This window comes from Rhodobacterales bacterium HKCCA1288, assembly GCA_015693905.1.
Classification (GTDB): Bacteria; Pseudomonadota; Alphaproteobacteria; order Rhodobacterales; family Rhodobacteraceae; genus M30B80.
In genome coordinates this window covers 1,011,468-1,037,033 of record CP065161.1, presented here as the reverse complement: position 1 = coordinate 1,037,033, position 25,566 = coordinate 1,011,468, and the positions used below count along the sequence as shown (strand labels likewise).

Annotated in this window: 27 protein-coding genes; 20 read left to right on the top strand and 7 right to left on the bottom strand. The window is 56.2% G+C overall.

Translation table 11 applies throughout. The features are described from left to right. Positions 1–3: 3 nt before the first annotated feature. Both I3V23_05050 and I3V23_05045 read right to left on the bottom strand, forming a co-directional pair. Complete coding sequence (locus I3V23_05050; protein ID QPI86336.1) at positions 4–876, bottom strand: S-methyl-5'-thioadenosine phosphorylase; 873 nt, start codon at positions 874–876, stop codon at positions 4–6. Positions 877–963: 87 nt separating this feature from the next. After that, the gene (locus tag I3V23_05045; GenBank protein QPI86335.1) at positions 964–1,566 is read right to left on the bottom strand and encodes a flavin reductase family protein; all 603 of its coding nucleotides are present in this window, start codon (positions 1,564–1,566) and stop codon (positions 964–966) included. An 82-nt stretch (positions 1,567–1,648) separates the two neighbouring features. Between I3V23_05045 and I3V23_05040 the strand changes: the two genes are divergently transcribed. Next, positions 1,649–2,125: an N-acetyltransferase gene (locus I3V23_05040; protein ID QPI86334.1), complete on the top strand. Its 477-nt coding sequence runs from the start codon at positions 1,649–1,651 to the stop codon at positions 2,123–2,125. Here the strand turns inward: I3V23_05040 and I3V23_05035 are convergent. From I3V23_05035 to I3V23_05020, 4 genes are all read right to left on the bottom strand, one after another. Then, positions 2,122–3,717: a GMC family oxidoreductase gene (locus I3V23_05035; protein QPI86333.1), complete on the bottom strand. Its 1,596-nt coding sequence runs from the start codon at positions 3,715–3,717 to the stop codon at positions 2,122–2,124. The genes I3V23_05040 and I3V23_05035 overlap by 4 nt on opposite strands. A gap of 21 nt (positions 3,718–3,738) precedes the next feature. Next, on the bottom strand, positions 3,739–4,398 hold the full coding sequence (locus I3V23_05030; GenBank protein QPI86698.1) for a dimethlysulfonioproprionate lyase DddL: 660 nt from the start codon (positions 4,396–4,398) through the stop codon (positions 3,739–3,741). A 74-nt stretch (positions 4,399–4,472) separates the two neighbouring features. After that, positions 4,473–5,468 (bottom strand): oxidoreductase, encoded by a 996-nt coding sequence (locus I3V23_05025; GenBank protein QPI86332.1) that lies wholly within the window; start codon positions 5,466–5,468, stop codon positions 4,473–4,475. After that, positions 5,450–6,127, bottom strand: coding sequence for a TetR family transcriptional regulator C-terminal domain-containing protein (locus tag I3V23_05020; GenBank protein ID QPI86331.1), 678 nt, complete (start codon positions 6,125–6,127; stop codon positions 5,450–5,452). The genes I3V23_05025 and I3V23_05020 overlap by 19 nt, the downstream gene beginning before the upstream one ends. Positions 6,128–6,220: 93 nt before the next feature. Here I3V23_05020 and I3V23_05015 point away from each other — a divergent pair, with 93 nt between their 5' ends. Further along, positions 6,221–7,009, top strand: coding sequence for an SDR family oxidoreductase (locus tag I3V23_05015; protein ID QPI86330.1), 789 nt, complete (start codon positions 6,221–6,223; stop codon positions 7,007–7,009). 3 nt (positions 7,010–7,012) lie between these two features. Here the strand turns inward: I3V23_05015 and ptsP are convergent, their stop codons facing one another. Continuing rightward, positions 7,013–9,262 (bottom strand): phosphoenolpyruvate--protein phosphotransferase, encoded by a 2,250-nt coding sequence (gene ptsP / locus I3V23_05010; protein ID QPI86329.1) that lies wholly within the window; start codon positions 9,260–9,262, stop codon positions 7,013–7,015. Between the two features lie 258 nt (positions 9,263–9,520). Here ptsP and I3V23_05005 point away from each other — a divergent pair, with 258 nt between their 5' ends. From I3V23_05005 to I3V23_04920, 18 genes are all read left to right on the top strand, one after another. Then, a complete protein-coding gene (locus I3V23_05005; protein ID QPI86328.1) occupies positions 9,521–9,886 on the top strand; it encodes an NADH-quinone oxidoreductase subunit A in 366 nt (121 codons plus the stop codon). After that, positions 9,877–10,410 (top strand): NADH-quinone oxidoreductase subunit B, encoded by a 534-nt coding sequence (locus I3V23_05000; protein QPI86327.1) that lies wholly within the window; start codon positions 9,877–9,879, stop codon positions 10,408–10,410. Before I3V23_05005 ends, I3V23_05000 begins: the two co-directional genes overlap by 10 nt. 48 nt (positions 10,411–10,458) lie before the next feature. Further along, positions 10,459–11,082, top strand: coding sequence for an NADH-quinone oxidoreductase subunit C (locus I3V23_04995; GenBank protein QPI86326.1), 624 nt, complete (start codon positions 10,459–10,461; stop codon positions 11,080–11,082). Beyond that, positions 11,082–12,302, top strand: a complete 1,221-nt coding sequence (locus tag I3V23_04990) for an NADH-quinone oxidoreductase subunit D (protein QPI86697.1) — start codon at positions 11,082–11,084, stop codon at positions 12,300–12,302. The genes I3V23_04995 and I3V23_04990 overlap by 1 nt, the downstream gene beginning before the upstream one ends. Before the next feature lie 66 nt (positions 12,303–12,368). Beyond that, the gene (nuoE, locus tag I3V23_04985) at positions 12,369–13,226 is read left to right on the top strand and encodes an NADH-quinone oxidoreductase subunit NuoE (protein QPI86325.1); all 858 of its coding nucleotides are present in this window, start codon (positions 12,369–12,371) and stop codon (positions 13,224–13,226) included. Positions 13,227–13,417: 191 nt separating this feature from the next. After that, positions 13,418–14,107 (top strand): hypothetical protein, encoded by a 690-nt coding sequence (locus tag I3V23_04980; GenBank protein ID QPI86324.1) that lies wholly within the window; start codon positions 13,418–13,420, stop codon positions 14,105–14,107. A gap of 144 nt (positions 14,108–14,251) precedes the next feature. Next, positions 14,252–14,506, top strand: coding sequence for a DUF5337 domain-containing protein (locus I3V23_04975; protein ID QPI86696.1), 255 nt, complete (start codon positions 14,252–14,254; stop codon positions 14,504–14,506). 3 nt (positions 14,507–14,509) lie between these two features. After that, positions 14,510–15,796 carry an NADH-quinone oxidoreductase subunit NuoF gene (gene nuoF, locus I3V23_04970; GenBank protein ID QPI86323.1) on the top strand — a complete coding sequence of 429 codons (1,287 nt, stop codon included), beginning with the start codon at positions 14,510–14,512 and terminating at the stop codon, positions 15,794–15,796. 117 nt (positions 15,797–15,913) lie between these two features. Then, the gene (locus I3V23_04965) at positions 15,914–16,357 is read left to right on the top strand and encodes a DUF5333 domain-containing protein (GenBank protein ID QPI86322.1); all 444 of its coding nucleotides are present in this window, start codon (positions 15,914–15,916) and stop codon (positions 16,355–16,357) included. 70 nt (positions 16,358–16,427) lie between these two features. Beyond that, positions 16,428–18,449, top strand: a complete 2,022-nt coding sequence (locus tag I3V23_04960) for an NADH-quinone oxidoreductase subunit G (GenBank protein ID QPI86321.1) — start codon at positions 16,428–16,430, stop codon at positions 18,447–18,449. Positions 18,450–18,498: 49 nt separating this feature from the next. Beyond that, positions 18,499–18,885, top strand: coding sequence for a hypothetical protein (locus tag I3V23_04955; GenBank protein QPI86695.1), 387 nt, complete (start codon positions 18,499–18,501; stop codon positions 18,883–18,885). Between the two features lie 7 nt (positions 18,886–18,892). Continuing rightward, positions 18,893–19,930, top strand: coding sequence for an NADH-quinone oxidoreductase subunit NuoH (gene nuoH, locus I3V23_04950; protein QPI86320.1), 1,038 nt, complete (start codon positions 18,893–18,895; stop codon positions 19,928–19,930). Positions 19,931–19,933: 3 nt separating this feature from the next. Continuing rightward, positions 19,934–20,428, top strand: coding sequence for an NADH-quinone oxidoreductase subunit NuoI (gene nuoI / locus I3V23_04945; GenBank protein ID QPI86319.1), 495 nt, complete (start codon positions 19,934–19,936; stop codon positions 20,426–20,428). A gap of 23 nt (positions 20,429–20,451) precedes the next feature. Beyond that, a complete protein-coding gene (locus tag I3V23_04940; GenBank protein ID QPI86318.1) occupies positions 20,452–20,868 on the top strand; it encodes a carboxymuconolactone decarboxylase family protein in 417 nt (138 codons plus the stop codon). Positions 20,869–20,871: 3 nt separating this feature from the next. Beyond that, entirely contained in the window at positions 20,872–21,486 is a 615-nt protein-coding gene (locus I3V23_04935; protein QPI86317.1) for an NADH-quinone oxidoreductase subunit J, read from the top strand. A gap of 68 nt (positions 21,487–21,554) precedes the next feature. Then, entirely contained in the window at positions 21,555–21,863 is a 309-nt protein-coding gene (gene nuoK, locus I3V23_04930) for an NADH-quinone oxidoreductase subunit NuoK (protein QPI86316.1), read from the top strand. 4 nt (positions 21,864–21,867) lie between these two features. Continuing rightward, positions 21,868–24,009 carry an NADH-quinone oxidoreductase subunit L gene (gene nuoL, locus I3V23_04925; GenBank protein QPI86315.1) on the top strand — a complete coding sequence of 714 codons (2,142 nt, stop codon included), beginning with the start codon at positions 21,868–21,870 and terminating at the stop codon, positions 24,007–24,009. A 9-nt stretch (positions 24,010–24,018) separates the two neighbouring features. Then, a complete protein-coding gene (locus tag I3V23_04920) occupies positions 24,019–25,563 on the top strand; it encodes an NADH-quinone oxidoreductase subunit M (GenBank protein QPI86314.1) in 1,545 nt (514 codons plus the stop codon). The last annotated feature ends 3 nt before the right edge of the window (positions 25,564–25,566 follow it).

Genomic DNA, 25,566 nt, shown 5'->3' with positions numbered 1-25,566 from the left:
GCCTTACAGCACGCGGCCTGCAATCGCATCTAGCTTGGCGACCATATCAGGGTCGCGCTTATCGGGGGCCGTCATGATGGCGTGATCCAATGCGCGATCACAGCCGCACGGACAAGGCGCGCGCTCAGGCCCCAAAAGCGCAGGCAAGGCGGCAATGGTCTTGCGCGCATTTTCTGCATTTCCTGTAAGGGTTTTGATGATCTCGGTGATATCCACCGCGCCGTGATCTGCATGCCAACTGTCATAATCCGTGATCATCGCAATCGGGGCGTAGCACATCTCCGCTTCGCGGGCCAATTTTGCCTCTGGGATATTGGTCATGCCGATCACATCGGCCTTCCATTCATTGCGATACATCCGTGATTCCGCGAGGGTCGAGAATTGCGGGCCTTCCATCGCCAGATACGTGCCGCCTTGATGCAGTTTTGCGCTGCTTGCGCTTGCGGCCTTGGCCAATTTTGCGCTGAGATCCGCGCAGGTGGGATGCGCCACGCTGACATGTGCCACCAGACCTGTGCCGAAAAAGGATTTATCGCGCGCGAAAGTGCGGTCGATAAATTGATCAACCAAGACGAAATCACCAGGTGCCAAATCTTCGCGGAATGACCCGCAGGCGGAGACAGAGATCAAATCGGTCACCCCAAGGCGTTTTAGCGCGTCAATATTGGCGCGATAGGGCACGGTGGTGGGGCTGTGGACATGGCCGCGCCCGTGGCGTGGCAAAAAGGCCATGCTGACCCCGCTCAGGCGGCCCGTCAGGATGGCGTCAGACGGCGTACCAAAGGGGCTGTTCACCTCAACCCATTTCGCGCCCTCAAGCCCGTCTATCTCATAGACGCCCGAGCCGCCGATCACGCCAATCACGCGCTCTGTCATCCTGCCCCTCCATGGGTTGGTTCCAAATCCACGCGCGCAGTATCGCAAGCGGCGGGGGGAAGGGAACCCGCGAATTGGTATTTTGGCCTATTCAGGCCGCGTCATGGTGAAAATTTCACCGATTTGCGCGTAATCCTGATAGCCAAGCCGTGAAATCAAGCCCGCGCGGGTGATGTCAAAGCGTCCATCACTCAGGCAATCGGGACGGATATGCACCCCCGTCACTTCGCCAAAGACCGCAAAATTATGTGCCCCGTCCAAGGTAACGATTTGGGTCAGTTTGCATTCAAGGCTTGCGGGGGCGTTGGCCACCCGCGCCGCTGCAATGGTTTCACAGGGGGCACGGGCGATCTGTGCATGGGTAAATTCATCCACGCCCCTTGGCCACGGGCCAGAGCTTTGGTTCATCATATCGCGCATCTCGTAGCCCACGAGATTGACACAAAATACCCCCGTCTCGCGAATATTGGCTACGCTATCCTTGGTGTCGCCGCGATCCGCTTTGGCCGAGGTCGAGGCGAACATCACCTGTGGCGGCACATAGGCGACTGCGTTGAAAAAGGAATAAGGCGCAAGATTGTCCTGACCATCGCTCCCCCGTGTCGAAATCCACCCAATCGGGCGCGGTGCGACTATGGCATTGAACGGGTTGTGGGGCAGGGGGTGGCCGTCATCAGTTTTATAGAACATCGCCGCGCCTTTTGCTTCTTCGGTTTGGCATTGAGCTAGCGCCGTGCTACCAGTTTGACCAGAGGCATTACATGAGCAGCCAATGGTCGATATCGCCAAAGAGCAGCCAAATGACTGGTGGGAGGTCGAAGCCCTTTTCGATCTGTGCTTTGCGCCCGGGCGCACGGCCCTGAGTTCCTATCGCCTGCGCGATGGGGTTCCGCCTGTTGACGGGCTCTGTCTCATTGCCCGCGATGACTATGGTGCGATTGGTGGGGCGATCCGCTTTTGGCCCGTGCGTGTCGGGGCCAAAGAGGCGTTGTTGCTTGGCCCGATTGCCGTGCATCCCACCCGTCAGGGGGAAGGTTTGGGCGGGCTGCTGATCCGCGAAGGTCTGCGGCGGGCTGACGCCTTGCACTGGCCGCGCACCATGTTGGTGGGGGATGCCCCTTATTATAGCCGCTTCGGGTTTCACCGCCTCGAGGGGGTGGAGATGCCGCCACCCACCAACCCCGCCCGCATTTTGGGCGTTGGCGATTGGTCAGGGGTGACGGGGAAAGTGACGCGTTGGGGCGCCTAAGCGAGGCGCGCCAAGATCAAATCTGCGGCTTTTTCGGCAATCATGGTCACGGGCGCATGGGTATTGCCCGAGGGGATGGATGGCATCACGCTGGCATCCGCCACGGACAGGCCGGAAATCCCGCGCAAGCGCAACTCTGGGTCAAGCGGCGCGTTTTGATCCGCCCCCATTCGAACGGTTGAGACAGGGTGAAAAATCGTGGTTGCGATATCGCCTGCGGCGCGCACCAGATCACCTTCGCTATTGATATGGGCGCCGGGTTTGATTTCTTGCGGCGCAAAGGCGCGCAAGCGTTCGGTTTGCATCAGGCGGCGGGCATGTTTGATGCTATTGACCGCCACGCGCTGATCTGCTTCAGCCGACAGGTAATTTGGGTCAATCACAGGCGCGGCCTTTGCATCGGGCGAGGTGATATGCACCGAACCGCGGCTTTCTGGCCGAAGGTTGCAGACCGAGATGGTGAGGGCGGGGAAGTCATGCAAAGGCTGACCAAAGGCTTCAAGCGATAGGGGCTGCACATGATATTCGATATTGGCGGTTTCGTAATCTGAACTTGATTTCGTGAAAATGCCAAGTTGTGAGGGGGCCATGGCCATCGGGCCAGATCGCTTGAGCGCATATTCAATCGCAATTTTGGCCCGCCCCCAGAGCGAGGCGTAAAGGGTGTTGAGTGTTTTCGCGCCTGTGATGCGGAAAATCGTGCGGATCTGAAGGTGATCGGCGAGGTTTTCGCCAATCTCGGGGCTGTCTTGGATCACGGGTATGCCCAAACCCTGCAGGCGTTCCGCTTGGCCAATGCCTGACAACTCCAAAAGTTTCGGTGTGCCAATTGCCCCTGCGGCTAAGACCAACTCACCACGGATTTGGATGTCTTTGACGATCCCGTTTTGACGATAGCGCAAGGCGCGAACGCGTCCTTCGGTGATGACGATTTGTTCGGCCTCGGCATTCGTGACGATGCTCAGGTTCTTACGGGTTTTGGCGGGATCAAGGAAGGCGCGGCGCGCGTTCCACCGCAAACCGCCTCTTTGGGTCACTTCGAAATATCCCGCGCCCTCATTGTCGCCTGTGTTGAAATCATCTGAGGGCGGGATGCCCATTTCAGCGGCGGCTTCCCGCACGGCATCTAAAATTTCCCATGACAGGCGCTGATTTTCTACGCGCATTTCGCCGCCAGCGCCATGCAGGGCGTCCGCGCCGCGATGATAATCTTCCGAGCGTTTGAAATAGGGCAGGACATCCTCCCATCCCCAACCCGTATTGCCCATTTGCCGCCACAGATCATAATCGCGCGCTTGGCCGCGCATATAGATCATTCCATTGATTGAGGAGCAGCCCCCCAAAACCCGCCCACGCGGATAGTTGAGCGCGCGCCCATTTAACCCCGCTACAGGCGCGGTTTTATAGCACCAATCAAGGCGCGGATTTCCCATCGCATAGAGATATCCCACGGGGATATGCACCCAAGGGTGGCGGTCATGCCCACCCGCCTCCAACAACACGACCTTGTGCTTGCCATTTTCAGACAGGCGATTGGCCAATACACATCCCGCTGACCCTGCGCCGACAATCACAATATCCGCTGCCTGCATGATTTAACCTCGAATGCCTTTTTATATGCCCGCTTCAATACGGGCTTTTCTTGTCGCGGAAAGCTTCATCCCTGGGCTTGAAAGTTTGCTCTCAGGCCCAAGCCATGCATAAGCCAACAGACAGGGATCAAGATCCGCCGTTGTGATCCGATGTTCGTCACCGGGGCGGTTTAGGATTAACGAGCCTGGCGCGTGAACTGCGACCTCGTTTTCAGACCAATCGCCCGCGACCGAGATATAGCTTTCTTCAATTTCCGCATGGCTGTGTTGCGGGTAAGTGGTGCGGGGGGCAAAGAGAACAAAGCCCAAGATCATCTTTTCAGAATAGATCGGCCCGCGCGGCCCCAATATCTCACAATAGGCATATTTCTGCGCCAAAGCCTTTGGCACTTTCTCATAGCCGTATTCCCATGTCAGTTCGGTTGCGACCCGCGACAGCGCGCGCGACAGTCCCGCGACCAAACCCCGCTCGCCCAGATCAAGGGCGCGCGGCAAATGGTCGGTGACGGGTTTAAGCAACGGCCCGCGCGGCATCACCACGGGATTTGTGTCAAATACCTGCGAGATGCCTTCACGCACCCGTTTTCGGTGACTGCGGATTGGTTTTGATCCCCCCGCCGAGCCGCGCCTGTAAAGCGCCTCAAACTCGCGCAAGAGATAGACCCAATTTGGAAAGGCCATCAGCCGCTTTGGGGCCTCAACCTCAAGCGCCAACGGGGCAAGGGGATCTGTCATAGCTGCTATCCTTTTGGGGCCTACTCGGCCAGTGCCGCATTCAAAGGCACAACCACGCGGCCGCGGATTTTACCTTCAAGAAATTTTGGCGCCTCTGCGATGACATCTTCAAGGGCCATTTCATGGGCGATTGCCGCCAATTTGCTCATATCCAAATCTTTGGCCAAGGCCGCCCATGCATCAATCCGCTCATCGCGCGGCACCATGACACTGTCGACCCCCAATAGGCTGACCCCGCGCAAAATGAAGGGCGCGACTGAGCTTGGCAAATCCATGCCTGCGGCAAGGCCACAAGCGGCGACAAGCCCACGATATTTCATTTTCGAGATAACATTGGCCAAGACGGTGCTGCCCGCAACATCGACCGCACCTGCGAAACGCTCCTTGTCGAGGGGGCGGGGTTTGCCTGCGAATTCCTCTCGCGGCAGGATTTCGCTTGCGCCCAAGGATTTAAGATAGGCTTCTTCCTCGGCGCGGCCCGTGACCGCACAGACAGTAAATCCTTTCGCCGCCAAAAGGGCCACGGCAACACTGCCAACACCGCCCGCGGCCCCTGTGACCACGACCTCGCCCGCCTCTGGAGTGAGACCGGCCTTCAACAAGGCGCTGACGCAGAGCTGCGCGGTATATCCTGCCGTGCCGATCTCCATCGCTTGACGCAGGCTGACACCATCGGGAAGTGGAACCAACCAATCACCCTTGAGGCGCGCGAAACGCGCCAAACCGCCCCAATGTTTTTCACCAACACCCCATCCGTTCAAGACCACCCGATCGCCAGGATTATAGCGCGGATCGGCGCTTTCACGGACGATGCCCGATAGGTCAATGCCGGGAACCATCGGAAAACTGCGCACCACTGGCGCGGCCCCTGTGATGGCGAGCGCGTCCTTGTAATTCAAGGTTGACCAAGCCACTTCGACCAAAACATCCCCCTCGGGCAAGTCTTCCTTGGCGATTTGGCGCAAGGCCACGCTTTGCTGATCATCCTCTTTGCTGATTACGATGGCATCGAACATGGGGCATCTCCTTTTGGGGTGGTGTTAAGCTGTGCAAGAAATTGCGCTGCAAACAGGCGCAAGGGCGCAGGCCCGCGTTCCAATTTGGCCCGCAAAACGGCGCCTTCCCATCCGATCCAGAACATTTGCGCCAGATCGGCGGGGTTGTGATGGGGGGATATCTCGCCCTGATTTTGGGCAAGCTGTAGAACCCGCGCCAAGCGGGCTTGCCAATCTTCCAAGGTCGCAATGAGATCGGCGCGAAATTCTTCGGGCAATGCGCCCATTTCTTGGCCCAAATTGCCAATCAAACATCCGCGCCGAAAGCCATGACGGGCCATGCCCGCCTCAGCCGCCGCTGCAAAGGCTGCGACACGGGCAAGCGGGGCGAGACTGTCATCGCCCAAATGGCGTTCCATCTTTGCCACGAAATAGGCGCGATAGGCTGCGATGGCGGCGCGACCGAAGGCGGCCTTGTTGGGAAAATAATGATAGAAACTGCCCTTTGGCACACGGGCATGCGTGAGGATCATATCAAGCCCGACCGCAGAATAACCCCGCTCTGTAAGATGCACCAACCCTGCGCGGATCAATCGCTGATAGGTGGCCGCGTCTTGGGGCGCAGTAGCGGGGCGGCCACGGCGTTTGGGGGCGTCATATGTCACATCGGCTAAGCTCATGCGGTATTTCTTAGACGGCTTGGTCTAATAATAAAAGCCCTCATTTTTCAGGTGGCATAAATTCCGCTTGCCAAGGGCGTGGAACCCGTCAGGATGCCACGGCAAAGCCAACATAAAGGGAGGGACAAACGGGTGAGCAAAGTAGCGATTGTAACGGGGGCCGCGCGCGGTATCGGATTGGCCACCACGGATCTTTTCCTTGAGATGGGCTGGCGAGTTGCGATGGTGGATCGCGATGCGGCCGAACTTGATGCGACAGCGACCCCGCGTGATGGGGCCCTAGGGTTTGTCTGCGATGTCTCAGACCCTGAGGCTGTGGCAGAACTGGCAACCCAGATCAGCGCCAAAATGGGGCGCGTGGATGCTTTGGTGAATAATGCAGGTGTCGCGGAATTTGGGCCGATTGAAGAATGCGATTTCCCAACATGGCGCCGTGTCATGGCGACCAATTTAGATGGCGTTTTTCTGATGTCACAGGCGATGACGCCTGCGCTAAAGGAAACCCAAGGCGCGATTGTCAATATTGGGTCGATTTCCGGTCTTCGGGCGTCAACCTTGCGGGTGGCTTATGGCACGACCAAGGCGGCTGTTATTCATCTGACCAAACAGCAGGCGGCGGAATTGGGCGAATACGGCATTCGTTCGAATTGCGTCTGCCCTGGCCCTGTGCGCACGAAATTGTCGATTGCGGTCCATTCGCCCGCCATCATCGCTGCCTATCATGATGCGATCCCGCTCAATCGTTATGGGTCCGAGCGTGAGATTGCCGAAGCGATCTGCTTCCTGTGCAGTGAAAAAGCGAGCTACATCTCTGGCCAAATACTGGCTGCGGATGGGGGGTTTGAGTCGACAGGCGTTGGGCTGCCTGCGCTGCGCAGCTAGGGCCTAATGGCCGTTTTGATGAGCGAGCCAGTTTGCAACCGCACTGCGCACGCTCATCGCCCCTGTTGCCTGCGCTTCGCGGATCACGGCCCGCAATTCGCGCAAATCAACCCGCCGCAAGAGGCTTTTGACGGGGCCGATGGAGGCGGGGCGCATCGACAATTTGCGCAACCCCATCGCGGCAAAGCACAACGCCTCAAGGGGGCGGCCTGCATCCTCGCCACAAAATGACAAATCGGTTTCAGTTTCCGCGCAGCGCGTGACGATCATTTCTAGGAAATTCAAGAAACTGACGTTGAGCGTGTCATAGCGGCGGCGCACCTGTTCGTTCTCGCGGTCAGCGGCGAAGAAGAACTGCTTAAGGTCATTGCCGCCGATTGAGACAAAATCAGCCATTTCAAAAAATTGGCGCGGTGCGAAAGCAAGGCTTGGGGTTTCCAGCATTGCCCCGATTTTAAGAGTTTCGGGCAAGATATGTCCCAAGGCCGCTTCGCGATCCATTTCGCGCAACAGATGATCACGGGCCTCGGTGAATTCTTCGAGTTGGGCCACAAAGGGGAACATGACCGAAAGAGGGCGGCCTTGTGCCGCGCGGATTAGGGCCTGCAACTGCATCCGCATAACGCCCGGTTTATCAAGACCCACGCGGATCGCGCGCCACCCCAAGGCGGGGTTTGGTTCTTCTGGCCGCTTCATATAGGGCAGCACCTTATCCGAGCCAATATCAAGCGTGCGAAACACCACGCGCTTGCCGCCTGCTGCATCCATGACGCGGGAATAAAGCGCGGCCAATTCCCCGCGCCGTGGCACTTGGTTGCGGGTTAGAAATTGCAATTCCGTGCGAAACAACCCCACCCCTTCCGCACCAGAGGAGGGCAGGGAGGGAAGATCCGCCATAAGGCCCGCATTCATCTCAAGCGTGATACGCGTGCCACAAAGCGTCTCAGCGGGTTTGTCACGGATCGAGGCATAGCGTTCTTGGGCCGCGGCCTGCATGGCGATTTTATCGCGAAACGCCTTGGCCACATTTTCTTCGGGCCGCAAATGCACGATACCCTGCTCGCCATCGACCAAAATCGGGTCACCGTTCAACGCCTCGGTTGTAATACGTTTGGCATTGATGATCAGCGGAATCGCAAGGGCGCGGGCCACAATCGCCGCATGACTTCCAACCGATCCCTCCTCAAGCACCACCCCTTTAAGGCGGCGGCCATAATCCAACAATTCCCCTGGCCCAATGTTGCGCGCCACGAGAATCGGATGTTCGGGCATTTCCGCGCCCGTGTCGCCGCCTTGACCTGTCAAAATCCGCAAAAGACGGTTTGAAAGGTCGTCTAAATCCTGCAAACGTTCGCGCAAATAGGCATCAGGCACAGTTTCTAGCCGTGCGCGGGCGGCGGATTGTTCTTTCTCAACGGCGGCTTCGGCCGACAGGCCGCGCGCAATGTCCTCTTGCATCCGTTTGATCCAACTGCGCGAATTGGCGAACATGCGATAGGCTTCGAGAACTTGGCGTTCCTCGCTGTCATCGTTGTCCATACGGGTCAAAAGCTGATCAACTGATTGGCGCAGCGTGGCGATTGCATCCGATAGGCGGGCTTGTTCGGCCTCTGGGTCATCCGCCACGGGGCGGGTGACGACCACGCGCGGTTCGTGCAAGTAAACCGCACCTTCGGTCACGCCCTCTTGCGCGACGCCGCCACGGATCATCACCTGCGATTGGTGACGGGCAGATAATGCCTCGCCCTCACCGACAAAGGCACCAAGTTCTGTCATTTCAGCCAGAACCATCGCGACAACCTCTAGGGCATAGAGTTCATCTTCCGAATAGCTGCGCGCCTCTTTCGATTGCACAACCAAAACGCCAAGCCGTTCTCCTAAGCGTTGGATCGGCACGCCCAAGAAACTGGAATACCGCTCTTCGCCCGTCTCAGGCATATAGCGAAATCCACGCGCAGCGGGGGCGTTGGGGGTGTTAATGGGGCGGGCATCGCGGGCAACGCGCCCCACCAGACCCTCGCCAAGGCGCATTCGGGTGACGTGAACAGCCTCTGGGGCCAAGCCCTCGGTCGCGCAAAGCTCGAGGGTGTCAGAATCACGCAGCAGGTAAATCGAGCATACCTCCGTGCCCATCGAATCGGCGATCAGATGGGTGATACGGTCAAGTCGCTCCTGTCCTGCGCCTGCTTCGGCCAAACTGGCTTGCAGGCGGCGCAGCAATTTGCGGCTCTCGGTTTCCGTGCGCTCTGGCATAGTCCCTCATTTAGCCCCATGGGGGCTTGTCGTTCGGCCTAGACATACCGCCCGATGCAGGTGTCGCGCAACATAGGGTTAGCGCAATCTGCGCCTTGCGGCATAAATTTGCACGAAACTCGGGCCTTTGGTTGAAAAAAGCAGCGACAAAACGTGCGCAATGCGCGCGCATCGGTTGACCACTTCAAGGCTTGGCGCTAGACCCTGCGCTGACCGGACACCCTTTGCCACGGTTCCTGACAACCGAGGGAGAGCATCTTGCAAGACCTTCTTTCTGAATACGCGCCAATTTTGATCTTTCTTGCCATGGCCATCGGCCTTGGCCTGATCCTGATTTTGGCTGCTGTGATTGTCGCTGTGCGCAATCCTGATCCTGAAAAAGTTTCCGCCTATGAATGCGGGTTCAACGCCTTTGATGATGCGCGCATGAAATTTGATGTGCGTTTCTATCTGGTGTCGATCCTGTTCATCATCTTTGATTTGGAAATCGCGTTCCTGTTCCCATGGGCGGTTGCTTTCCCAGATATGTCGATGACGGCGTTCTGGTCGATGATGGTGTTCTTAGGCGTGCTGACCATTGGCTTTGCCTATGAATGGAAGAAAGGAGCGCTGGAATGGGAGTGATGACAGGTCAAAACACCGCAGGTGTGGACAAAGAGGTCGCCACCCAAGCGCTTAATCGCGAGCTTCAGGATAAAGGGTTTTTGTTGACCTCGACAGAGGACATCATCAACTGGGCGCGCACGGGCAGCTTGCATTGGATGACATTTGGTCTGGCATGCTGCGCGGTTGAGATGATGCATACCTCAATGCCTCGCTATGATGCAGAGCGGTTCGGGATCGCCCCACGCGCCTCTCCACGCCAGTCGGATGTTATGATCGTGGCGGGCACTTTGACCAATAAAATGGCCCCTGCGTTGCGTAAGGTTTACGACCAGATGCCTGAACCGCGCTACGTGATCTCGATGGGATCTTGTGCGAATGGCGGCGGTTATTACCATTACAGCTATTCCGTTGTGCGCGGCTGTGATCGGATTGTGCCAGTGGATATTTATGTTCCTGGCTGCCCTCCGACCGCTGAAGCGCTGCTTTATGGTATCCTTCAGTTGCAGCGCAAAATCCGCCGCACGGGAACGATTACGCGCTAAGGCGCATTTTTGGGCGCAAAGCGCCCGAACCAAAAAGAGAGTGACGCAATGAGCGACCAGGCCTTGCAAGAATTGGCGAACTATCTGGCCGAAAAGCAGCCCGAAGCCGTGATGGGCAGCACCATCACACGCGGCGAATTGACGGTCGAGGTCTCCTTGGCCCATCTGTTGGCTTTCGTGGAATTCTTGAAACTCGACCGCAATTGCGCCTTCTCGACCTTGGTCGATGTGACCGCTGTGGATTACCCCGGTCGGGAGCGGCGTTTTGATTTGGTCTGGCATTTCTTGTCCATGTATCAAAATCAGCGCATCCGCCTTAAAGCGGCGCTGCGCGAGGATGAGATGGCCCCCTCCATCGTGTCGATTCACCCATCGGCGAATTGGTTCGAGCGTGAAGTGTTCGATATGTTCGGCATTCTTTTTACAGGCCATCCCGATCTGCGCCGCATTTTGACCGATTACGGCTTTCGCGGTCATCCGTTGCGCAAGGATTTCCCGACCACTGGCTATGTCGAGCTGCGCTATGACGAAGCGCTTAAGCGTGTGGTCTACGAGCCTGTAAAACTGGTTCAGGAATACCGCCAATTTGATTTCATGAGCCCATGGGAGGGCGCGCAATATGTGCTGCCCGGGGATGAGAAGGCAGACCAAGCCAAGGAGGCGCAGAAATGATGGACGGCTCCAAAGGATTTGAAGACGCGCTGACAGGCGAGCAGAAAATTCGCAATTTCAATATCAATTTCGGGCCACAACACCCCGCCGCGCATGGCGTGTTGCGTTTGGTGCTAGAATTGGACGGCGAGATTTGCGAGCGCTGCGATCCGCATATTGGTCTTTTGCATCGCGGCACAGAAAAGCTGATGGAAAGCCGCACCTATCTGCAAAACCTGCCCTATTTCGACCGTTTGGATTACGTTGGCACGATGAACCAAGAGCACGCATGGTGCTTGGCGATCGAACGTATGACAGGTGTCGAGGTGCCGCGCCGCGCCCAGTTGATCCGTGTTCTCTACTGCGAGATCGGGCGTATCTTGAACCATTTGCTGAACGTAACCACGCAGGCGATGGATGTGGGCGCACTGACGCCACCCCTTTGGGGCTTTGAGGAGCGCGAAAAGCTGATGGTGTTCTACGAGCGCGCCTGTGGTGCGCGTTTGCACGCAGCCTATTTCCGCCCCGGTGGCGTGCACCAAGACCTGCCCCCTGAATTGATTGCGGATATCGATACATGGGCGCAGGACTTCCCGCGCGTATTGTCAGATATTGACGGGCTTTTGACCGAAAACCGCATCTTCAAACAGCGCAATGTCGATATTGGCATTGTGACAGAAGAAGATATTCAAAACTGGGCATTCTCGGGGGTTATGGCGCGCGGGTCTGGTTTGGCATGGGATTTGCGCCGCGCGCAGCCTTATGAATGCTATGACGAGTTCGAATTCCAAATCCCTGTGGGCAAGAATGGCGATTGTTATGATCGCTATCTGTGCCGCATGGAGGAAATGCGCCAATCCATTTCGATCATCCGCCAAGCTTGTGCCAAGTTGCAAATGCCTGAAAATCAGGGCGATGTTCTGGCACGCGGCAAGATCACCCCGCCCTCACGCGGTGAGATGAAAACCTCGATGGAGGCGCTGATCCATCACTTCAAACTTTACACCGAGGGCTTCCACGTCCCTGAGGGCGAAATTTACGCCGCGGTCGAGGCCCCGAAAGGTGAGTTTGGTGTCTATCTGGTTTCTGATGGCAGCAACAAACCTTACCGTTCTAAGATCCGCGCCCCTGGATTTGCGCATCTTCAGGCGATGGATCACCTATGCCGCGGCCACCAATTGGCGGATGTTTCTGCTGTTCTTGGGTCGCTTGATGTTGTGTTTGGTGAGATTGACCGCTGATCCTGTATCGGCCTTTGCAGCGGCGGGATCACCGCCGCGTTCAACCTGTTGACGGAAAACTTTACGATGCTCAGACGCCTTCATTCGGAACAGCCAGATAGCTTTGCCTTTACCCCTGAAAATCAGGCATGGGCTCAGGCGCAGATCACCAAATATCCCGAAGGACGTCAGGCTTCGGCGATTATTCCCCTGTTGTGGCGCGCACAAGAACAGGAAGGGTGGCTCAGCAAGCCTGCGATTGAATATGTCGCTGATATGCTCGGCATGGCCTATATCCGTGCCTTGGAAGTCGCGACCTTCTATTTCATGTTCCAATTGCAGCCCGTGGGCAGCGTGGCGCACATTCAGGTTTGCGGCACCACCTCCTGCATGATCTGTGGCGCGGAAGATTTGATTGGCATTTGCCGCGAGAAAATTGCCCCCAACCCGCATGAGCTGTCGAAAGATGGTAAGTTTTCGTGGGAAGAGGTCGAATGTTTGGGCGCCTGTTCCAACGCGCCGATGGCGCAGATCGGCAAGGACTATTACGAAGACCTGACGGCGGCGCGCCTGTCTGAGATTATTGATGAATTGTCGGCAGGCAAGGTGCCGACACCGGGGCCACAAAATGGCCGCTACACATCCGAGCCTGCATCGGGTCTGACCAGTTTGGCCGCACATGAAAAGGGCCGCGATCCGCTGAATGCCTCCGCGCGATTGGCGGCGGATATCGGTGATACGGTCAAGCGGATTGATGGCACCGAGGTGCCATTGCTGGCCCCTTGGGGTAAGCAGTCATCGGCTGGCCTTCCCAAGGAGGCCGCGCGGCCTAAACCCGCAAATGCGGCGAAGAAAGCCCCTGCGAAAAAGCCTGCTGCGAAGAAACCAGCCGCCAAAAAGGCGGCAGCAAAGCCCACATCGCGCAAGCCAAAGTCGAGCGAATAAGCGGCTGAACCACGTAAAATTCGGATCAATTCCACAAAAAACCCGCTTTTATGGCGGGTTTTTTACATCTTACCCCATGAAAAGATGTTTTTTATATGTGAAAAGATAGGGTAAGTTGCGGGGCATTAAGGCGCGACAGGCGCATGTCGAAATCAGTGATCAAAAATCTACGATCAGACGGGGGAAAATAAATGAGCGAGAATTCAGGGGGTTTGACCTGTGCAGCTGTGTCATGGGGCTTGGCGGCATTGGTCGGCGCATTTGCAGGGGTGCTTGTGGCAGTCCTTGGTGATTGGAGCTTTATGCAAGCCGTGTTTGCGGCCGTGATCGTGGCAGTTGGTGTGGGATTGTTTTTGATGCTCACGCTGTGTCGCAGCTTGCCTGAGCCCGCCAATAAGAGTGTGTCTGCGCCACAGCCCGCAACGCCAAAACCCGCGGCCCCGAAGGCGGCGGCACCTGCAGCATCCGCAACCACAAAACCTGCTGCAAAACCTAAAGCCGCCCCCAAGCCAAAAGCAGCGGCAAAATCCAAAGCCGCAGCAAAACCCAAAGCGCCTGCCAAAGCCGCCGCGCCTGCGGCCACGACAGGCGCAGGCACGCGCCCTGCCGCCTTGAGCGCCGCGCGCGCCTCGGGCGCGGATGATCTGAAAATGATCAAAGGCGTTGGCCCGAAACTGGAGGCGTTGCTCAATCGTCTAGGGTTTTACCATTTTGACCAAGTGGCCTCTTGGACGGCGGATGAGGTCGCATGGGTTGATCAGAACCTCGAAGGGTTCAAGGGCCGCGTCAGCCGCGATAATTGGGTTGCGCAAGCCAAAACCTTGGCCACAGGTGGGCAAACGGAATTCTCAAAACGCGTTGGCGATGGGGATGTCTACTAAGTCCTAATGCGAATTCCTGCAAAAGGCGGCCCTGCATCCCAGATGCGGGGCCGCTTTTTCTTGCAGCTTGCAGCCACCCCCGTTACAACCCCGAGCAAATGACATGCCATGTTGCAGACCAAATGAATGACCCGCAAACTGCCCATGCAAAACGCTGAAGATGCCGCGCTCGACCGCAAGGGGCGGGTGGCTGCCTTGGTTATTGCGGGGGCAATGCTGTTGTGGATGTTGATGCAGGCCATTGGTGCCCATCTTGGGTGGCCTGCGAGACTGGCTTTTTTGTTTGACCTTGCGGCAATTGCGGCCCTTTTCTGGGCGCTTGTGGTAACGTATCAGGTATGGCAAGGCCGTAAAAAACTCCGTGCGGGGCACGGACATCGCCAGAACGACAAGGACTAGGACATGCTTCAGGATAAAGACCGCATCTTTACCAACATCTATGGGATGCATGAGCGCAGCCTGAAAGGCGCAAAGGCGCGGGGCCATTGGGATGGCACCAAAGACCTGATTGCGCTGGGCCGTGACAAAATCATTGAGATCATGAAAGCATCGGGATTGCGGGGCCGTGGCGGGGCAGGGTTCCCCACAGGTCTGAAATGGTCCTTCATGCCGAAGGAAAGCGATGGTCGCCCCTCCTACTTGGTGGTGAATGCAGACGAATCTGAGCCTGGCACCTGTAAAGACCGCGAGATCATGCGCCATGATCCGCATACGCTGATTGAGGGGTGTTTGATCGCCTCTTTCGCGATGGGGGCCCATGCCTGCTACATCTATATCCGCGGTGAATATATCCGCGAACGCGAGGCCCTGCAGGCCGCGATTGATGAATGTTATGATGCGGGCCTTCTGGGCAAAAATGCCGCGAAATCGGGTTGGGATTTTGATCTATACCTGCATCACGGGGCAGGGGCCTATATTTGCGGCGAGGAAACCGCACTTCTTGAAAGCCTTGAGGGCAAAAAAGGCATGCCACGCATGAAGCCACCCTTCCCTGCGGGGGCGGGTCTTTATGGATGCCCGACCACGGTGAACAATGTCGAATCAATCGCAGTTGTGCCGACCATCCTGCGCCGTGGGGCTGAATGGTTTGCGGGCTTTGGGCGCCCCAATAATGCGGGGACAAAACTTTTTGCGATTTCTGGCCATGTGAACACCCCTTGCGTCGTGGAAGAGGCGATGTCGATCACCTTTGAGGAATTGATCGAGCGTCATTGCGGCGGCATTCGCGGTGGTTGGGATAACCTTAAGGCGGTCATTCCAGGTGGATCATCTGTGCCCTGTATCCGTGGTGAGGATATGCGCGAGGCCATCATGGATTTTGATTATCTGCGCGAACAGCGCTCTGGCCTTGGCACAGCAGCGGTGATCGTGATGGATAAATCCACAGACATCATCAAAGCGATTTGGCGTTTGTCGAAATTCTACAAACACGAATCTTGTGGCCAATGCACGCCTTGCCGCGAAGGCACGGGCTGGATGATGCGCGTGATGGATCGTTTGGTCAAAGGCGAGGCATCGGTTGAAGAAATCGATATGCTGCTTGATGTGACCAAGCAGGTTGAAGGTCATACAATTTGTGCGCTTGGCGATGCGGCTGCATGGCCGATCCAAGGTTTGATCCGCAATTTCCGTGATGAAATTGAAGATCGCATCAAATCAAAACGCGGTGCCGCGATTGCAGCAGAATGATAGAGAACGGGGCCCTTGGGGCCCCGTTTTTGTATCTATCTTTGGCCTAAGCCCTGCACGGGCTTGTGAATTGCGCTCTGGCACCCGATGTGGCCTGATTTGAATATGGTGACGCAGATGCACAAATCCCCACGAAATGGCCCGCGCGCAATGATGCGTGCCTTGGCCGTTACGCTGCTTTTGGGGGCTGCGGCGATGCCTGCAAGGGCTGAGGATCGCTTTGATGCCTTGCGCAACGATCCCCAAATTCATGAGGGTCTTTTGGTCATCTCAATCGGGCGATTGGTGCGCAATCATTGTGACAGTATCAATGCGCGGATTCTGCGCGCTTGGGCTTTTGCACAAAGCTTGGTTGATCGCGGCATATCCTTGGGCTATTCGCGTGCTGAGCTAGAAGACTATCTCGATAGCGATGCTGACAAAGCACGATACCGTGCCCTAGCAGCGGCCTATCTGGCAGAGCGCGAAGCAACTGTCGAAGATGCCCAATCTATGTGCAGATTGGGCCGCGACGAAATTTCTTCGCAGTCAGCCGTTGGCAGATTGCTTATTGAGGGTTAGAAGGCACCAAAAGCGAATTTGCAGGGCATAAATTCCAGACCCGCCCTGAGGCCAACGAAGGACCGCGCGCATGAGCGACCTGAGAAAAATCGTAATTGATGGGAATGAGATCGAGGTGGAAGGGGCGATGACCCTGATCCAAGCTTGTGAAGTGGCAGGAATCGAAATCCCGCGCTTCTGCTATCACGAGCGCCTCTCCATCGCGGGCAACTGCCGGATGTGTTTGGTTGAGGTTGTAGGCGGCCCCCCCAAACCTGCGGCCTCTTGCGCGATGCAGGTGCGCGATTTGCGCCCTGGCCCCGAAGGTCAGCCGCCTGTGGTGAAAACCAATTCGCCTATGGTCAAAAAGGCCCGCGAAGGGGTGATGGAGTTTCTTCTGATCAACCACCCGCTGGATTGCCCGATCTGTGACCAAGGCGGTGAATGTGATCTGCAAGATCAGGCCATGGCTTATGGCGTGGATTTCAGCCGGTATCGCGAACCCAAACGTGCCTCAGAAGATTTGGATTTGGGCCCCTTGGTCGAAACCCATATGACGCGCTGCATTTCCTGCACGCGCTGCGTGCGCTTCACCACTGAGGTGGCAGGGATCACCCAAATGGGCCAGACAGGCCGTGGCGAGGATGCAGAGATCACCTCTTATCTTGGGGAAACGCTGAATTCGAACTTGCAGGGCAACATTATCGACCTGTGCCCCGTGGGCGCGCTGACCTCCAAGCCTTATGCCTTTACCGCGCGGCCTTGGGAGTTGAGCAAGACCGAGACAATCGATGTCATGGACGCGCTTGGCAGCAACATCCGCGTGGATACAAAAGGGCGCGAAGTGATGCGTATCCTGCCGCGCAACCATGATGGCGTGAACGAGGAATGGATTTCGGATAAAACCCGCTTTGTGTGGGATGGCCTGCGCCGCCAGCGGCTTGATGTGCCCTATATCCGCGAAAAAGGTAAATTGCGCAAAGCAACGTGGGGCGAGGCTTTGGCCAAAGCCGCCGAGGCGCTGAAAGGCGCTAAGAAAATTGCGGGTCTCGTGGGTGATTTGGCCCCCGTTGAGGCGATTTTCGCAATGAAACAGATGATCGAGGGTCAAGGTGGCGTTGTAGAATGCCGCACCGATGGCGCGAAATTGCCCGAAGCCAATCGCGCGGCCTATGTGGGCACAGCGGCGATTGAAGATATTGATCACGCAGATCATATCATCCTCATTGGCACCAACCCCCGCCTCGAGGCCCCCGTGCTCAATGCGCGGATTCGCAAAGCATGGGCGCGCGGCGCAAATGTCGAGGTGATCGGCGAAGCGGCTGATCTGACCTATGACTATGCACATCTTGGCACAGATCGTGCGGCCTTGGAGAAAACCTTGTCCCGTGCGGCAGGGGCGGTCGCAAAGCAGGCATCACTGGTCATCATCGGCCAAGGCGCCCTGCGCGAGGCCGATGGCGAGGCGGTTTTGGCCGCAGCGCAAGCCTTGGCTGAGAAAACCAAATCGGGCCTCTTGGTCTTGCACACGGCCGCGGCCCGCGTGGGCGCGATGGATGTGGGCGCTGTTACCAAGGGGGGGCTGACCGCCGCGGTAAAAGATGCGGATGTCATCTATAACCTCGGCGCAGATGAGGTTGAGATCGCCGATGGTGCCTTTGTTATCTATCAAGGCAGCCATGGGGATCGTGGCGCGCATCGTGCGGATGTCATTCTGCCTGCTGCGGCTTATACCGAAGAAAATGGCCTCTTCGTAAACACCGAGGGGCGTCCGCAATTGGCGCTGCGCGCGAATTTCCCGCCCAATGAGGCCAAGGAAAATTGGGCGATTTTGCGCGCGCTTTCCGCTGAATTGGGCGCGACATTGCCTTACGACACCCAAACCCAATTGCGTCAGGCCTTGGTGAAAGCCGTGCCGCATTTGGCTATGGTGGACGAGTTGCCCGCAAATTCAGGCGCGGCTCTGACGCAAAAGGCCTTGGGCAAGGCAGATTTCAAATCGGCCATTGCAGATCATTACCTAACCAACCCGATTGCCCGTGCCAGCCAATTGATGGCCGAGCTATCGGCGAATGCAAAGGCGCGTAATGCGGCCGCACTGGCGGCTGAATGAAGAAATGATGTTCCGCGATTTACATCATATTATCTCGAAACGGGGTTCTATGATGATCGCGGGGCTGATATGGGCGGGCTTAGGCCTTGCGGGATGCCAGACCATTCCGCGTTACGATCAAGGGCCACCCGCTTTTTATGACGGTGTAGAGACAAGACTACTGGACGACGACTTGGTGAATTTCATCGTGCAAATGTCAGGCGCGGCCACGACAAGTAATGTCGAGGACTATGCCAAATGTGCGGCAGCGCAATATGCGCTGATCCGCGGATATGGTTTTGCGCGACATGTGCGCACAAATGTATACGAAGAGGGTGGCATTTGGCGCGGAGATGCGGTTTACACCATCTCGCCATCGCTCCCGCTCGGGTCGCAGACGATAGATGCAGAAGTCATCGTTGCGGCCTGTCAGGATAACGGCATACCGACGGTTTGAGGACGACATGGACGGTTTCTTATCAACCACGCCCGGAATGATGCTGATCATCGCAGCACAATGTTTGCTTGTGATCGGCTTTGTGATGGTTTCGCTACTTTTCCTTGTTTATGGCGACCGCAAAATCTGGGCGGCTGTTCAGATGCGCCGCGGCCCCAATGTGGTGGGTGTGTTCGGCCTGTTGCAGACCGTGGCCGATGCGCTGAAATATGTCGTGAAGGAGGTCGTGATCCCCGCAGGTGCGGATCGCCCCGTATTCCTTCTGGCGCCAATGACCAGTTTTGTCTTGGCCATGATTGCTTGGGCGGTGATCCCGTTCAACGATACATGGGTTTTGGCCGATTTGAACGTGGCAATCCTGTATGTTTTCGCGATTTCCTCGCTTGAGGTTTATGGCGTGATCATGGGGGGATGGGCGTCCAACTCGAAATATCCGTTCCTTGGCTCTTTGCGTTCGGCAGCGCAAATGATCTCTTATGAGGTGTCGATTGGTCTGATCATCGTTGGGGTGATCATTTCGACTGGATCGCTGAACTTTGGCGATATCGTGCGCGCGCAGGACGGGGATTTCGGCCTGTTCTCGTGGTATTGGTTGCCGCATTTGCCGATGGTGTTTTTGTTCTTCATCTCGGCGCTTGCCGAAACCAACCGCCCGCCCTTCGATCTGCCCGAAGCGGAATCGGAACTGGTCGCGGGCTATCAGGTTGAATATTCTTCGACACCATTCTTGCTGTTCATGGCCGGCGAATATATCGCAATTTTCTTGATGTGCGCGCTGATGACGCTGTTGTTCTTCGGCGGTTGGCTGTCGCCCATTCCAGGGGTCGCAGATGGCGCGCTGTGGATGGTCGCCAAGATGGCCGTATTCTTCTTCTTCTTCGCGATGGTAAAGGCGGTTGTGCCGCGCTACCGCTATGACCAATTGATGCGCATCGGTTGGAAAGTGTTCTTGCCTATGTCTTTGGCTTGGGTCGTTTTGGTCGCCTTCCTCGCAAAGTTTGAACTCTTTGGTGGGGCATATGCCCGTTGGGCAATTGGGGGCTGAACGATGACACAGATCGATTATACCCGCGCTGCAAAATATTTCTTGCTGGTCGACTTTTTTAAGGGCTTCAAGCTGGGCTTTAAGTATTTCTTTGCCCCCAAAGCGACCGTCAATTATCCGCATGAAAAGGGGCCGTTGTCGCCGCGTTTTCGCGGTGAACATGCGCTGCGCCGCTATCCTAATGGCGAAGAACGCTGCATCGCGTGTAAATTATGCGAGGCGATTTGCCCCGCACAGGCGATTACGATTGACGCTGAACCCCGCGAGGACGGCAGCCGCCGCACCACGCGCTACGATATCGATATGACAAAATGCATCTATTGCGGTTTCTGCCAAGAGGCTTGCCCTGTGGATGCGATTGTTGAAGGGCCGAATTTCGAATTCGCCACGGAAACCCGTGAAGAACTGTATTACGACAAGGCCAAACTTCTGGCCAATGGTGAGAGATGGGAAGCGGAAATTGCCCGCAACCTAGAGTTGGACGCGCCGTATCGGTAAGTCCGAACCTGTGAGTGTGTAAAATGAGTAACGAGTCCCCCCAGAACCCTTTCGAGGCATTTATGCGCCAAACGCAAGAGATGACACAGGACTTCCTCAAGGCGGTTAACCCCGCCATGGCGAATATTACTGCGTCAAATCTTGATAAACTGTGGCCCACCATGCCCGCCGAAATGATGGAGGCTTTCTTTGGAAAGCAATTCAATCCTGGGGGTTTGGACGCGAAAACGCGGCTGCTTTTGACCCTGCATGGTCTGACCGTTCAGGGCGCATTGGCCGAGGCGCAAATCCGTATGACGGTGCGCCACGCGGTCGAGGCAGGGGCAAGCCCGCAAGAGATTGCTGAGACCATTGGCATGGCCGCGATGTTTGGCGGTGTGCCTGCGATGAACAAAGCGATGGAACTGGCCAAAGCGGCCATTGACGAAGGCGAGGACTGAAATATGGGCGTGGCCGATATCACCTTCTATGCGTTTTCAACCGTTCTGGTTGCCGCAGCACTTTTGGTGGTGCTGGCCCGCAACCCCGTGCATTCGGTTCTGTGGCTGATCCTCAGCTTCCTGTCTGCGGCGGGTTTGTTCGTCCTTTTGGGCGCTGAATTTGTCGCGATGTTGCTGATCATTGTTTATGTGGGCGCGGTGGCGGTGTTGTTCCTCTTTGTGGTGATGATGTTGGATGTCGATTTCGCCGAACTTAAGGCGGGAATGGCGCAATATATGCCACTCGCGCTTTTGATTGGTGTGGTTTTGTTGATCCAACTGGGCCTTGCCTATGGCACATGGGCCTTTTCAGACGGGATTGATACTCGCCTTGGCAACCCAACCCCCGCAATTGATCAGATGCACAACACCAAAGCTTTGGGGATGATCCTTTATGATCATTACCTGTTGGTGTTCCAATTGGCAGGTTTGGTTTTGTTGGTTGCGATGGTGGGCGCGATTGTTCTGACGCTGCGCCACCGCGTAGACGTCAAACGCCAGAATGTCTTGGCACAAATGTATCGTGATCCTGCGAAAGCGATGGAACTAAAAGACGTAAAGCCTGGTCAAGGGCTGTGACATAAGCGGGGCTTTTGGCCCCGCAGAATATTGAATGACCATGAGGGAAACCCCCTCGGAGGGACGAGATGACGATCGGACTGGAACACTACCTGACGGTGGCGGCTGCGCTCTTTGTGATCGGGATTTTTGGCATCTTCCTCAATCGGAAGAATGTCATCGTAATCCTGATGTCAGTCGAATTGATTTTGCTATCGGTGAATATCAACCTTGTCGCCTTTTCCTCCTATTTGGGGGATTTGACGGGTCAGGTCTTTACCATGTTCGTCCTGACAGTCGCCGCGGCAGAGGCCGCGATTGGTCTTGCGATCCTTGTCTGTTTCTTCCGCAACCGTGGCACCATCGCGGTTGAAGATGTTTCGAATATGAAGGGCTGAGCCGATGGAAACGATCCTGCTTTTTGCACCGCTCATCGGCGCGCTTTTGGCTGGCTTTGGCTGGCGGTGGTTTGGTGAACAACTCGCCTGCATCATTGCAACCGCGCTTTTGTTCTTGTCGATGATCCTGTCTTGGGCCGTGTTCATCGGGTTTGATGGCGAAACCTATTCCATCTCAATCCTGCGTTGGGTGGAATCAGGCAGCCTGTTCACGGATTGGGCCATTCGCATTGATCGCTTGACGGCGATTATGTTGATTGTGATCACCTCTGTCTCGGCGCTGGTGCATCTTTATTCCTTTGGCTACATGGCGCATGACGACAATTTCCGCGAAGGCGAAAGTTATCGCCCGCGGTTCTTTGCCTATCTGTCGTTCTTCACTTTTGCCATGCTGATGCTGGTGACCGCGGATAACCTGTTGCAACTCTTTTTCGGGTGGGAAGGGGTCGGGGTCGCCTCCTATCTTTTGATTGGCTTCTACTTCCGCAAGCCAAGCGCAGGTGCGGCGGCGATGAAGGCCTTTATCGTCAACCGCGTTGGCGATTTCGGCTTCCTGTTGGGGATCTTCGGTCTGTATTGGATGGCGGACTCGATCCAATTCGATGTGATTTTGCCGATGGGTGCGGAATTGGCAGAGCAAAGCTTTGCCTTCCTCGGTTTTGAGGTAAATGCCGCCAATACAATCGCAATGCTGTTGTTCATCGGCGCGATGGGGAAATCGGCGCAGCTCTTGCTGCACACATGGTTGCCTGACGCGATGGAAGGCCCGACCCCTGTATCCGCGCTGATCCACGCTGCAACCATGGTGACGGCGGGGGTCTTCTTGGTCTGCCGTATGTCGCCGATTATGGAATACGCCCCCTATGCTACAAACTTCATCATCATCCTTGGCGCGCTGACCGCGTTCTTTGCGGCCACGGTTGGGTTGGTGCAGAACGATATCAAGCGCGTCATCGCCTATTCCACCTGTTCGCAATTGGGATATATGTTCGTTGCGGCAGGGGTTGGGGTTTATTCGGTGGCGATGTTCCACCTCTTTACCCACGCATTCTTCAAGGCCATGCTGTTCCTTGGCGCGGGCTCGGTCATCCACGCGATGCATCATGAGCAGGATATGCGCAATTACGGCGGATTGCGGAAGAAGATCCCCTATACATTCGCGGCCATGCTGATTGGCACATTGGCTATCACGGGCGTTGGTATCCCGCTGACCTATTATGGCTTTGCAGGGTTCCTGTCCAAAGACGCGGTGATTGAAAGCGCCTATGCCTTTGGCGGTGGTTTGGGCCATTACGCCTTCTGGATGTTGGTGATCGCTGCTGCCTTCACCAGCTTCTATTCATGGCGTTTGATGTTCCTCACCTTCTTTGGCACTCCGCGGGGTGACAAGCACACGCATGATCACGCACATGAAAGCCCTGTGGTGATGTTGATCCCGCTTGGCGTTCTGGCCTTTGGTGCGGTGTTTGCCGGTATGATCTGGCTGAAGCCGTTCTTTGGGCATCCAGATGAGGTCGGTAAATTCTTTGGCGTCCCCTATGCTGAGGCGATGGCCCATGGTGAAGGGGATGCAACCCATGGCACCGAAGGTCACACCGATGCGGCCATGGCCGAAGCAGGTCATGATGCCACCCATGCCGCCACGCATGAGGGCACAGCCGAAGCTGAACATCACTACGTCTTTACGGGCGCACCTGGTGAAGGGGCCATTCACCAAGCCCCGGATAACACGGTTCTCAGTGACGCGCATGAAGTGCCCAAATGGGTCAAAGTTGCGCCGTTTATCGCGATGTTGGGCGGGCTTCTTGTGGCTTATATCTTTTACATCGCTGTCCCAAGCCTTCCTGCCCGTTGGGCAGCGGTCAACCGCCCGCTTTATCTGTTCTTGCTGAACAAGTGGTATTTTGACGAGATTTATGACGCGGTCTTTGTGCGCCCTGCTCAGGCGATTGGCCGTGTCTTTTGGAAGCTTGGCGATACCAAAATCATTGACGGGGGGATCAACGGCCTTGCCCTTGGGATCATCCCCTTCCTAACCCGCCTCGCAGGGCGTGCGCAGTCGGGTTACGTTTTCCATTATGCATTTGCCATGGTGGTCGGTGTGGTAGCACTGATCACATGGATCAGCCTTTCGATCGGAGGCTAAGGGATTTCCATGGACAACTTACTTTCCATCGTCACCTTCCTGCCTATGGTTGCGGCCCTCATCCTTGCGCTGTTTTTGCGCGGCGAGGATGAGGCGGCACAGCTTGGAGCCAAGCGTTTGGCGCTGGCAGCCACGACCGCAACCTTCCTGATCTCCTTGGCGATCCTTGTGCAATTCGATGCGAATGACACGGGCTTCCAAATGGTGGAAGAACGCGAATGGCTCTTTGGCCTCAGCTATAAATTGGGCGTAGACGGGATCAGCGTGCTATTCGTTCTGCTGACCACATTCTTGATGCCCATTACAATCGCTGCCTGTTGGGGCGTAGAGCATCGCGTCAAAGAATACATGATCGCGCTTTTGGTTCTCGAAAGCCTGATGATCGGCGTCTTTGTGGCATTGGATTTGGTGCTGTTCTACCTGTTCTTCGAAGCGGGCCTGATCCCGATGTTCCTGATTATTGGGATTTGGGGCGGCAAAAACCGCATCTATGCGGCGTTCAAATTCTTCCTCTACACCTTCCTTGGCTCGGTGCTGATGCTGGTGGCGATGGTGGCGATGTATATCGATGCCGGCACCACCGATATCCCAACATTGCTGACACATGAATTCTCGGCGGCAGGCATCAGCCTCTTTGGATGGCAGATTGCAGGTGGGATGCAGATGTTGCTTTGGCTTGCTTTCTTCGCGTCCTTTGCGGTCAAAATGCCAATGTGGCCTGTCCATACATGGTTGCCCGATGCGCACGTTCAGGCGCCAACCGCAGGCTCTGTGGTTCTGGCGGCAATCCTGCTGAAGATGGGCGGATACGGTTTCTTGCGCTTTAGCTTGCCAATGTTCCCAGTTGCCTCTGACATCATGGCGCCATTGGTGCTTTGGATGTCTGTGATTGCGATCATCTACACCTCACTGGTCGCGATGGTGCAAGAAGACATGAAAAAGCTGATCGCTTACTCATCGGTTGCGCATATGGGATATGTGACGATGGGGATTTTCGCCGCCAATCAACAAGGTGTAGATGGCGCCATTTTCCAAATGATCAGCCACGGCTTTGTTTCGGGGGCGTTGTTCCTCTGTGTTGGCGTGATCTATGATCGCATGCACACGCGTGAGATTGACGCTTATGGTGGTCTGGTAAATCGGATGCCCGCTTATGCGGCGGTGTTCATGCTGTTCACCATGGCCAATGTGGGCCTTCCTGGCACATCGGGCTTTGTCGGCGAATTCCTGACCTTGATGGGTGTTTTCCATGTGAACACGCTGATTGGGCTTTTGGCGGCAACAGGCGTGATCTTGTCGGCGGCCTATGCGCTATGGCTCTATCGCCGCGTGGTGTTTGGTGACCTGATCAAGGAAAGCCTGAAATCCATCACCGACATGACCGCGCGCGAAAAGGCGATTTTCGCGCCATTGGTGGTGATGACCATTCTATTGGGTGTCTATCCGAGCCTCGTCACCGATATTATTGGCCCCTCGGTAGAGGCGCTTTTGTCGAATTATCACACAAGCGTTGCGGAGTTTGCCCCCGCAACTGCGCTTGCAGCCAGCCATTGAGGA

Bases quoted from the DNA above. Each gene is read 5' to 3' on its own strand.
- nuoL (QPI86315.1), top strand. From the start codon at position 21,868: ATGGAAACGATCCTGCTTTTTGCACCGCTCATCGGCGCGCTTTTGGCT.
- I3V23_04990 (QPI86697.1), top strand. From the start codon at position 11,082: ATGGACGGCTCCAAAGGATTTGAAGACGCGCTGACAGGCGAGCAGAAA.
- ptsP (QPI86329.1), bottom strand. From the start codon at position 9,262: ATGCCAGAGCGCACGGAAACCGAGAGCCGCAAATTGCTGCGCCGCCTG.
- I3V23_05050 (QPI86336.1), bottom strand. From the start codon at position 876: ATGACAGAGCGCGTGATTGGCGTGATCGGCGGCTCGGGCGTCTATGAG.
- I3V23_04980 (QPI86324.1), top strand. From the start codon at position 13,418: ATGAGCGAGAATTCAGGGGGTTTGACCTGTGCAGCTGTGTCATGGGGC.
- nuoF (QPI86323.1), top strand. From the start codon at position 14,510: ATGCTTCAGGATAAAGACCGCATCTTTACCAACATCTATGGGATGCAT.
- nuoH (QPI86320.1), top strand. From the start codon at position 18,893: ATGGACGGTTTCTTATCAACCACGCCCGGAATGATGCTGATCATCGCA.
- I3V23_04995 (QPI86326.1), top strand. From the start codon at position 10,459: ATGAGCGACCAGGCCTTGCAAGAATTGGCGAACTATCTGGCCGAAAAG.
- I3V23_05030 (QPI86698.1), bottom strand. From the start codon at position 4,398: ATGGCCTTTCCAAATTGGGTCTATCTCTTGCGCGAGTTTGAGGCGCTT.
- I3V23_05040 (QPI86334.1), top strand. From the start codon at position 1,649: ATGGTCGATATCGCCAAAGAGCAGCCAAATGACTGGTGGGAGGTCGAA.
- I3V23_05015 (QPI86330.1), top strand. From the start codon at position 6,221: ATGCCACGGCAAAGCCAACATAAAGGGAGGGACAAACGGGTGAGCAAA.
- I3V23_04920 (QPI86314.1), top strand. From the start codon at position 24,019: ATGGACAACTTACTTTCCATCGTCACCTTCCTGCCTATGGTTGCGGCC.
- I3V23_05020 (QPI86331.1), bottom strand. From the start codon at position 6,127: ATGAGCTTAGCCGATGTGACATATGACGCCCCCAAACGCCGTGGCCGC.
- nuoK (QPI86316.1), top strand. From the start codon at position 21,555: ATGACGATCGGACTGGAACACTACCTGACGGTGGCGGCTGCGCTCTTT.
- I3V23_04935 (QPI86317.1), top strand. From the start codon at position 20,872: ATGGGCGTGGCCGATATCACCTTCTATGCGTTTTCAACCGTTCTGGTT.
- I3V23_05045 (QPI86335.1), bottom strand. From the start codon at position 1,566: ATGTTCTATAAAACTGATGACGGCCACCCCCTGCCCCACAACCCGTTC.
- I3V23_04960 (QPI86321.1), top strand. From the start codon at position 16,428: ATGAGCGACCTGAGAAAAATCGTAATTGATGGGAATGAGATCGAGGTG.
- I3V23_05035 (QPI86333.1), bottom strand. From the start codon at position 3,717: ATGCAGGCAGCGGATATTGTGATTGTCGGCGCAGGGTCAGCGGGATGT.
- nuoI (QPI86319.1), top strand. From the start codon at position 19,934: ATGACACAGATCGATTATACCCGCGCTGCAAAATATTTCTTGCTGGTC.
- I3V23_04955 (QPI86695.1), top strand. From the start codon at position 18,499: ATGATGATCGCGGGGCTGATATGGGCGGGCTTAGGCCTTGCGGGATGC.
- I3V23_04975 (QPI86696.1), top strand. From the start codon at position 14,252: ATGCAAAACGCTGAAGATGCCGCGCTCGACCGCAAGGGGCGGGTGGCT.
- I3V23_05025 (QPI86332.1), bottom strand. From the start codon at position 5,468: ATGTTCGATGCCATCGTAATCAGCAAAGAGGATGATCAGCAAAGCGTG.
- I3V23_04965 (QPI86322.1), top strand. From the start codon at position 15,914: ATGCACAAATCCCCACGAAATGGCCCGCGCGCAATGATGCGTGCCTTG.
- I3V23_05000 (QPI86327.1), top strand. From the start codon at position 9,877: ATGGGAGTGATGACAGGTCAAAACACCGCAGGTGTGGACAAAGAGGTC.
- I3V23_04940 (QPI86318.1), top strand. From the start codon at position 20,452: ATGAGTAACGAGTCCCCCCAGAACCCTTTCGAGGCATTTATGCGCCAA.
- nuoE (QPI86325.1), top strand. From the start codon at position 12,369: ATGCTCAGACGCCTTCATTCGGAACAGCCAGATAGCTTTGCCTTTACC.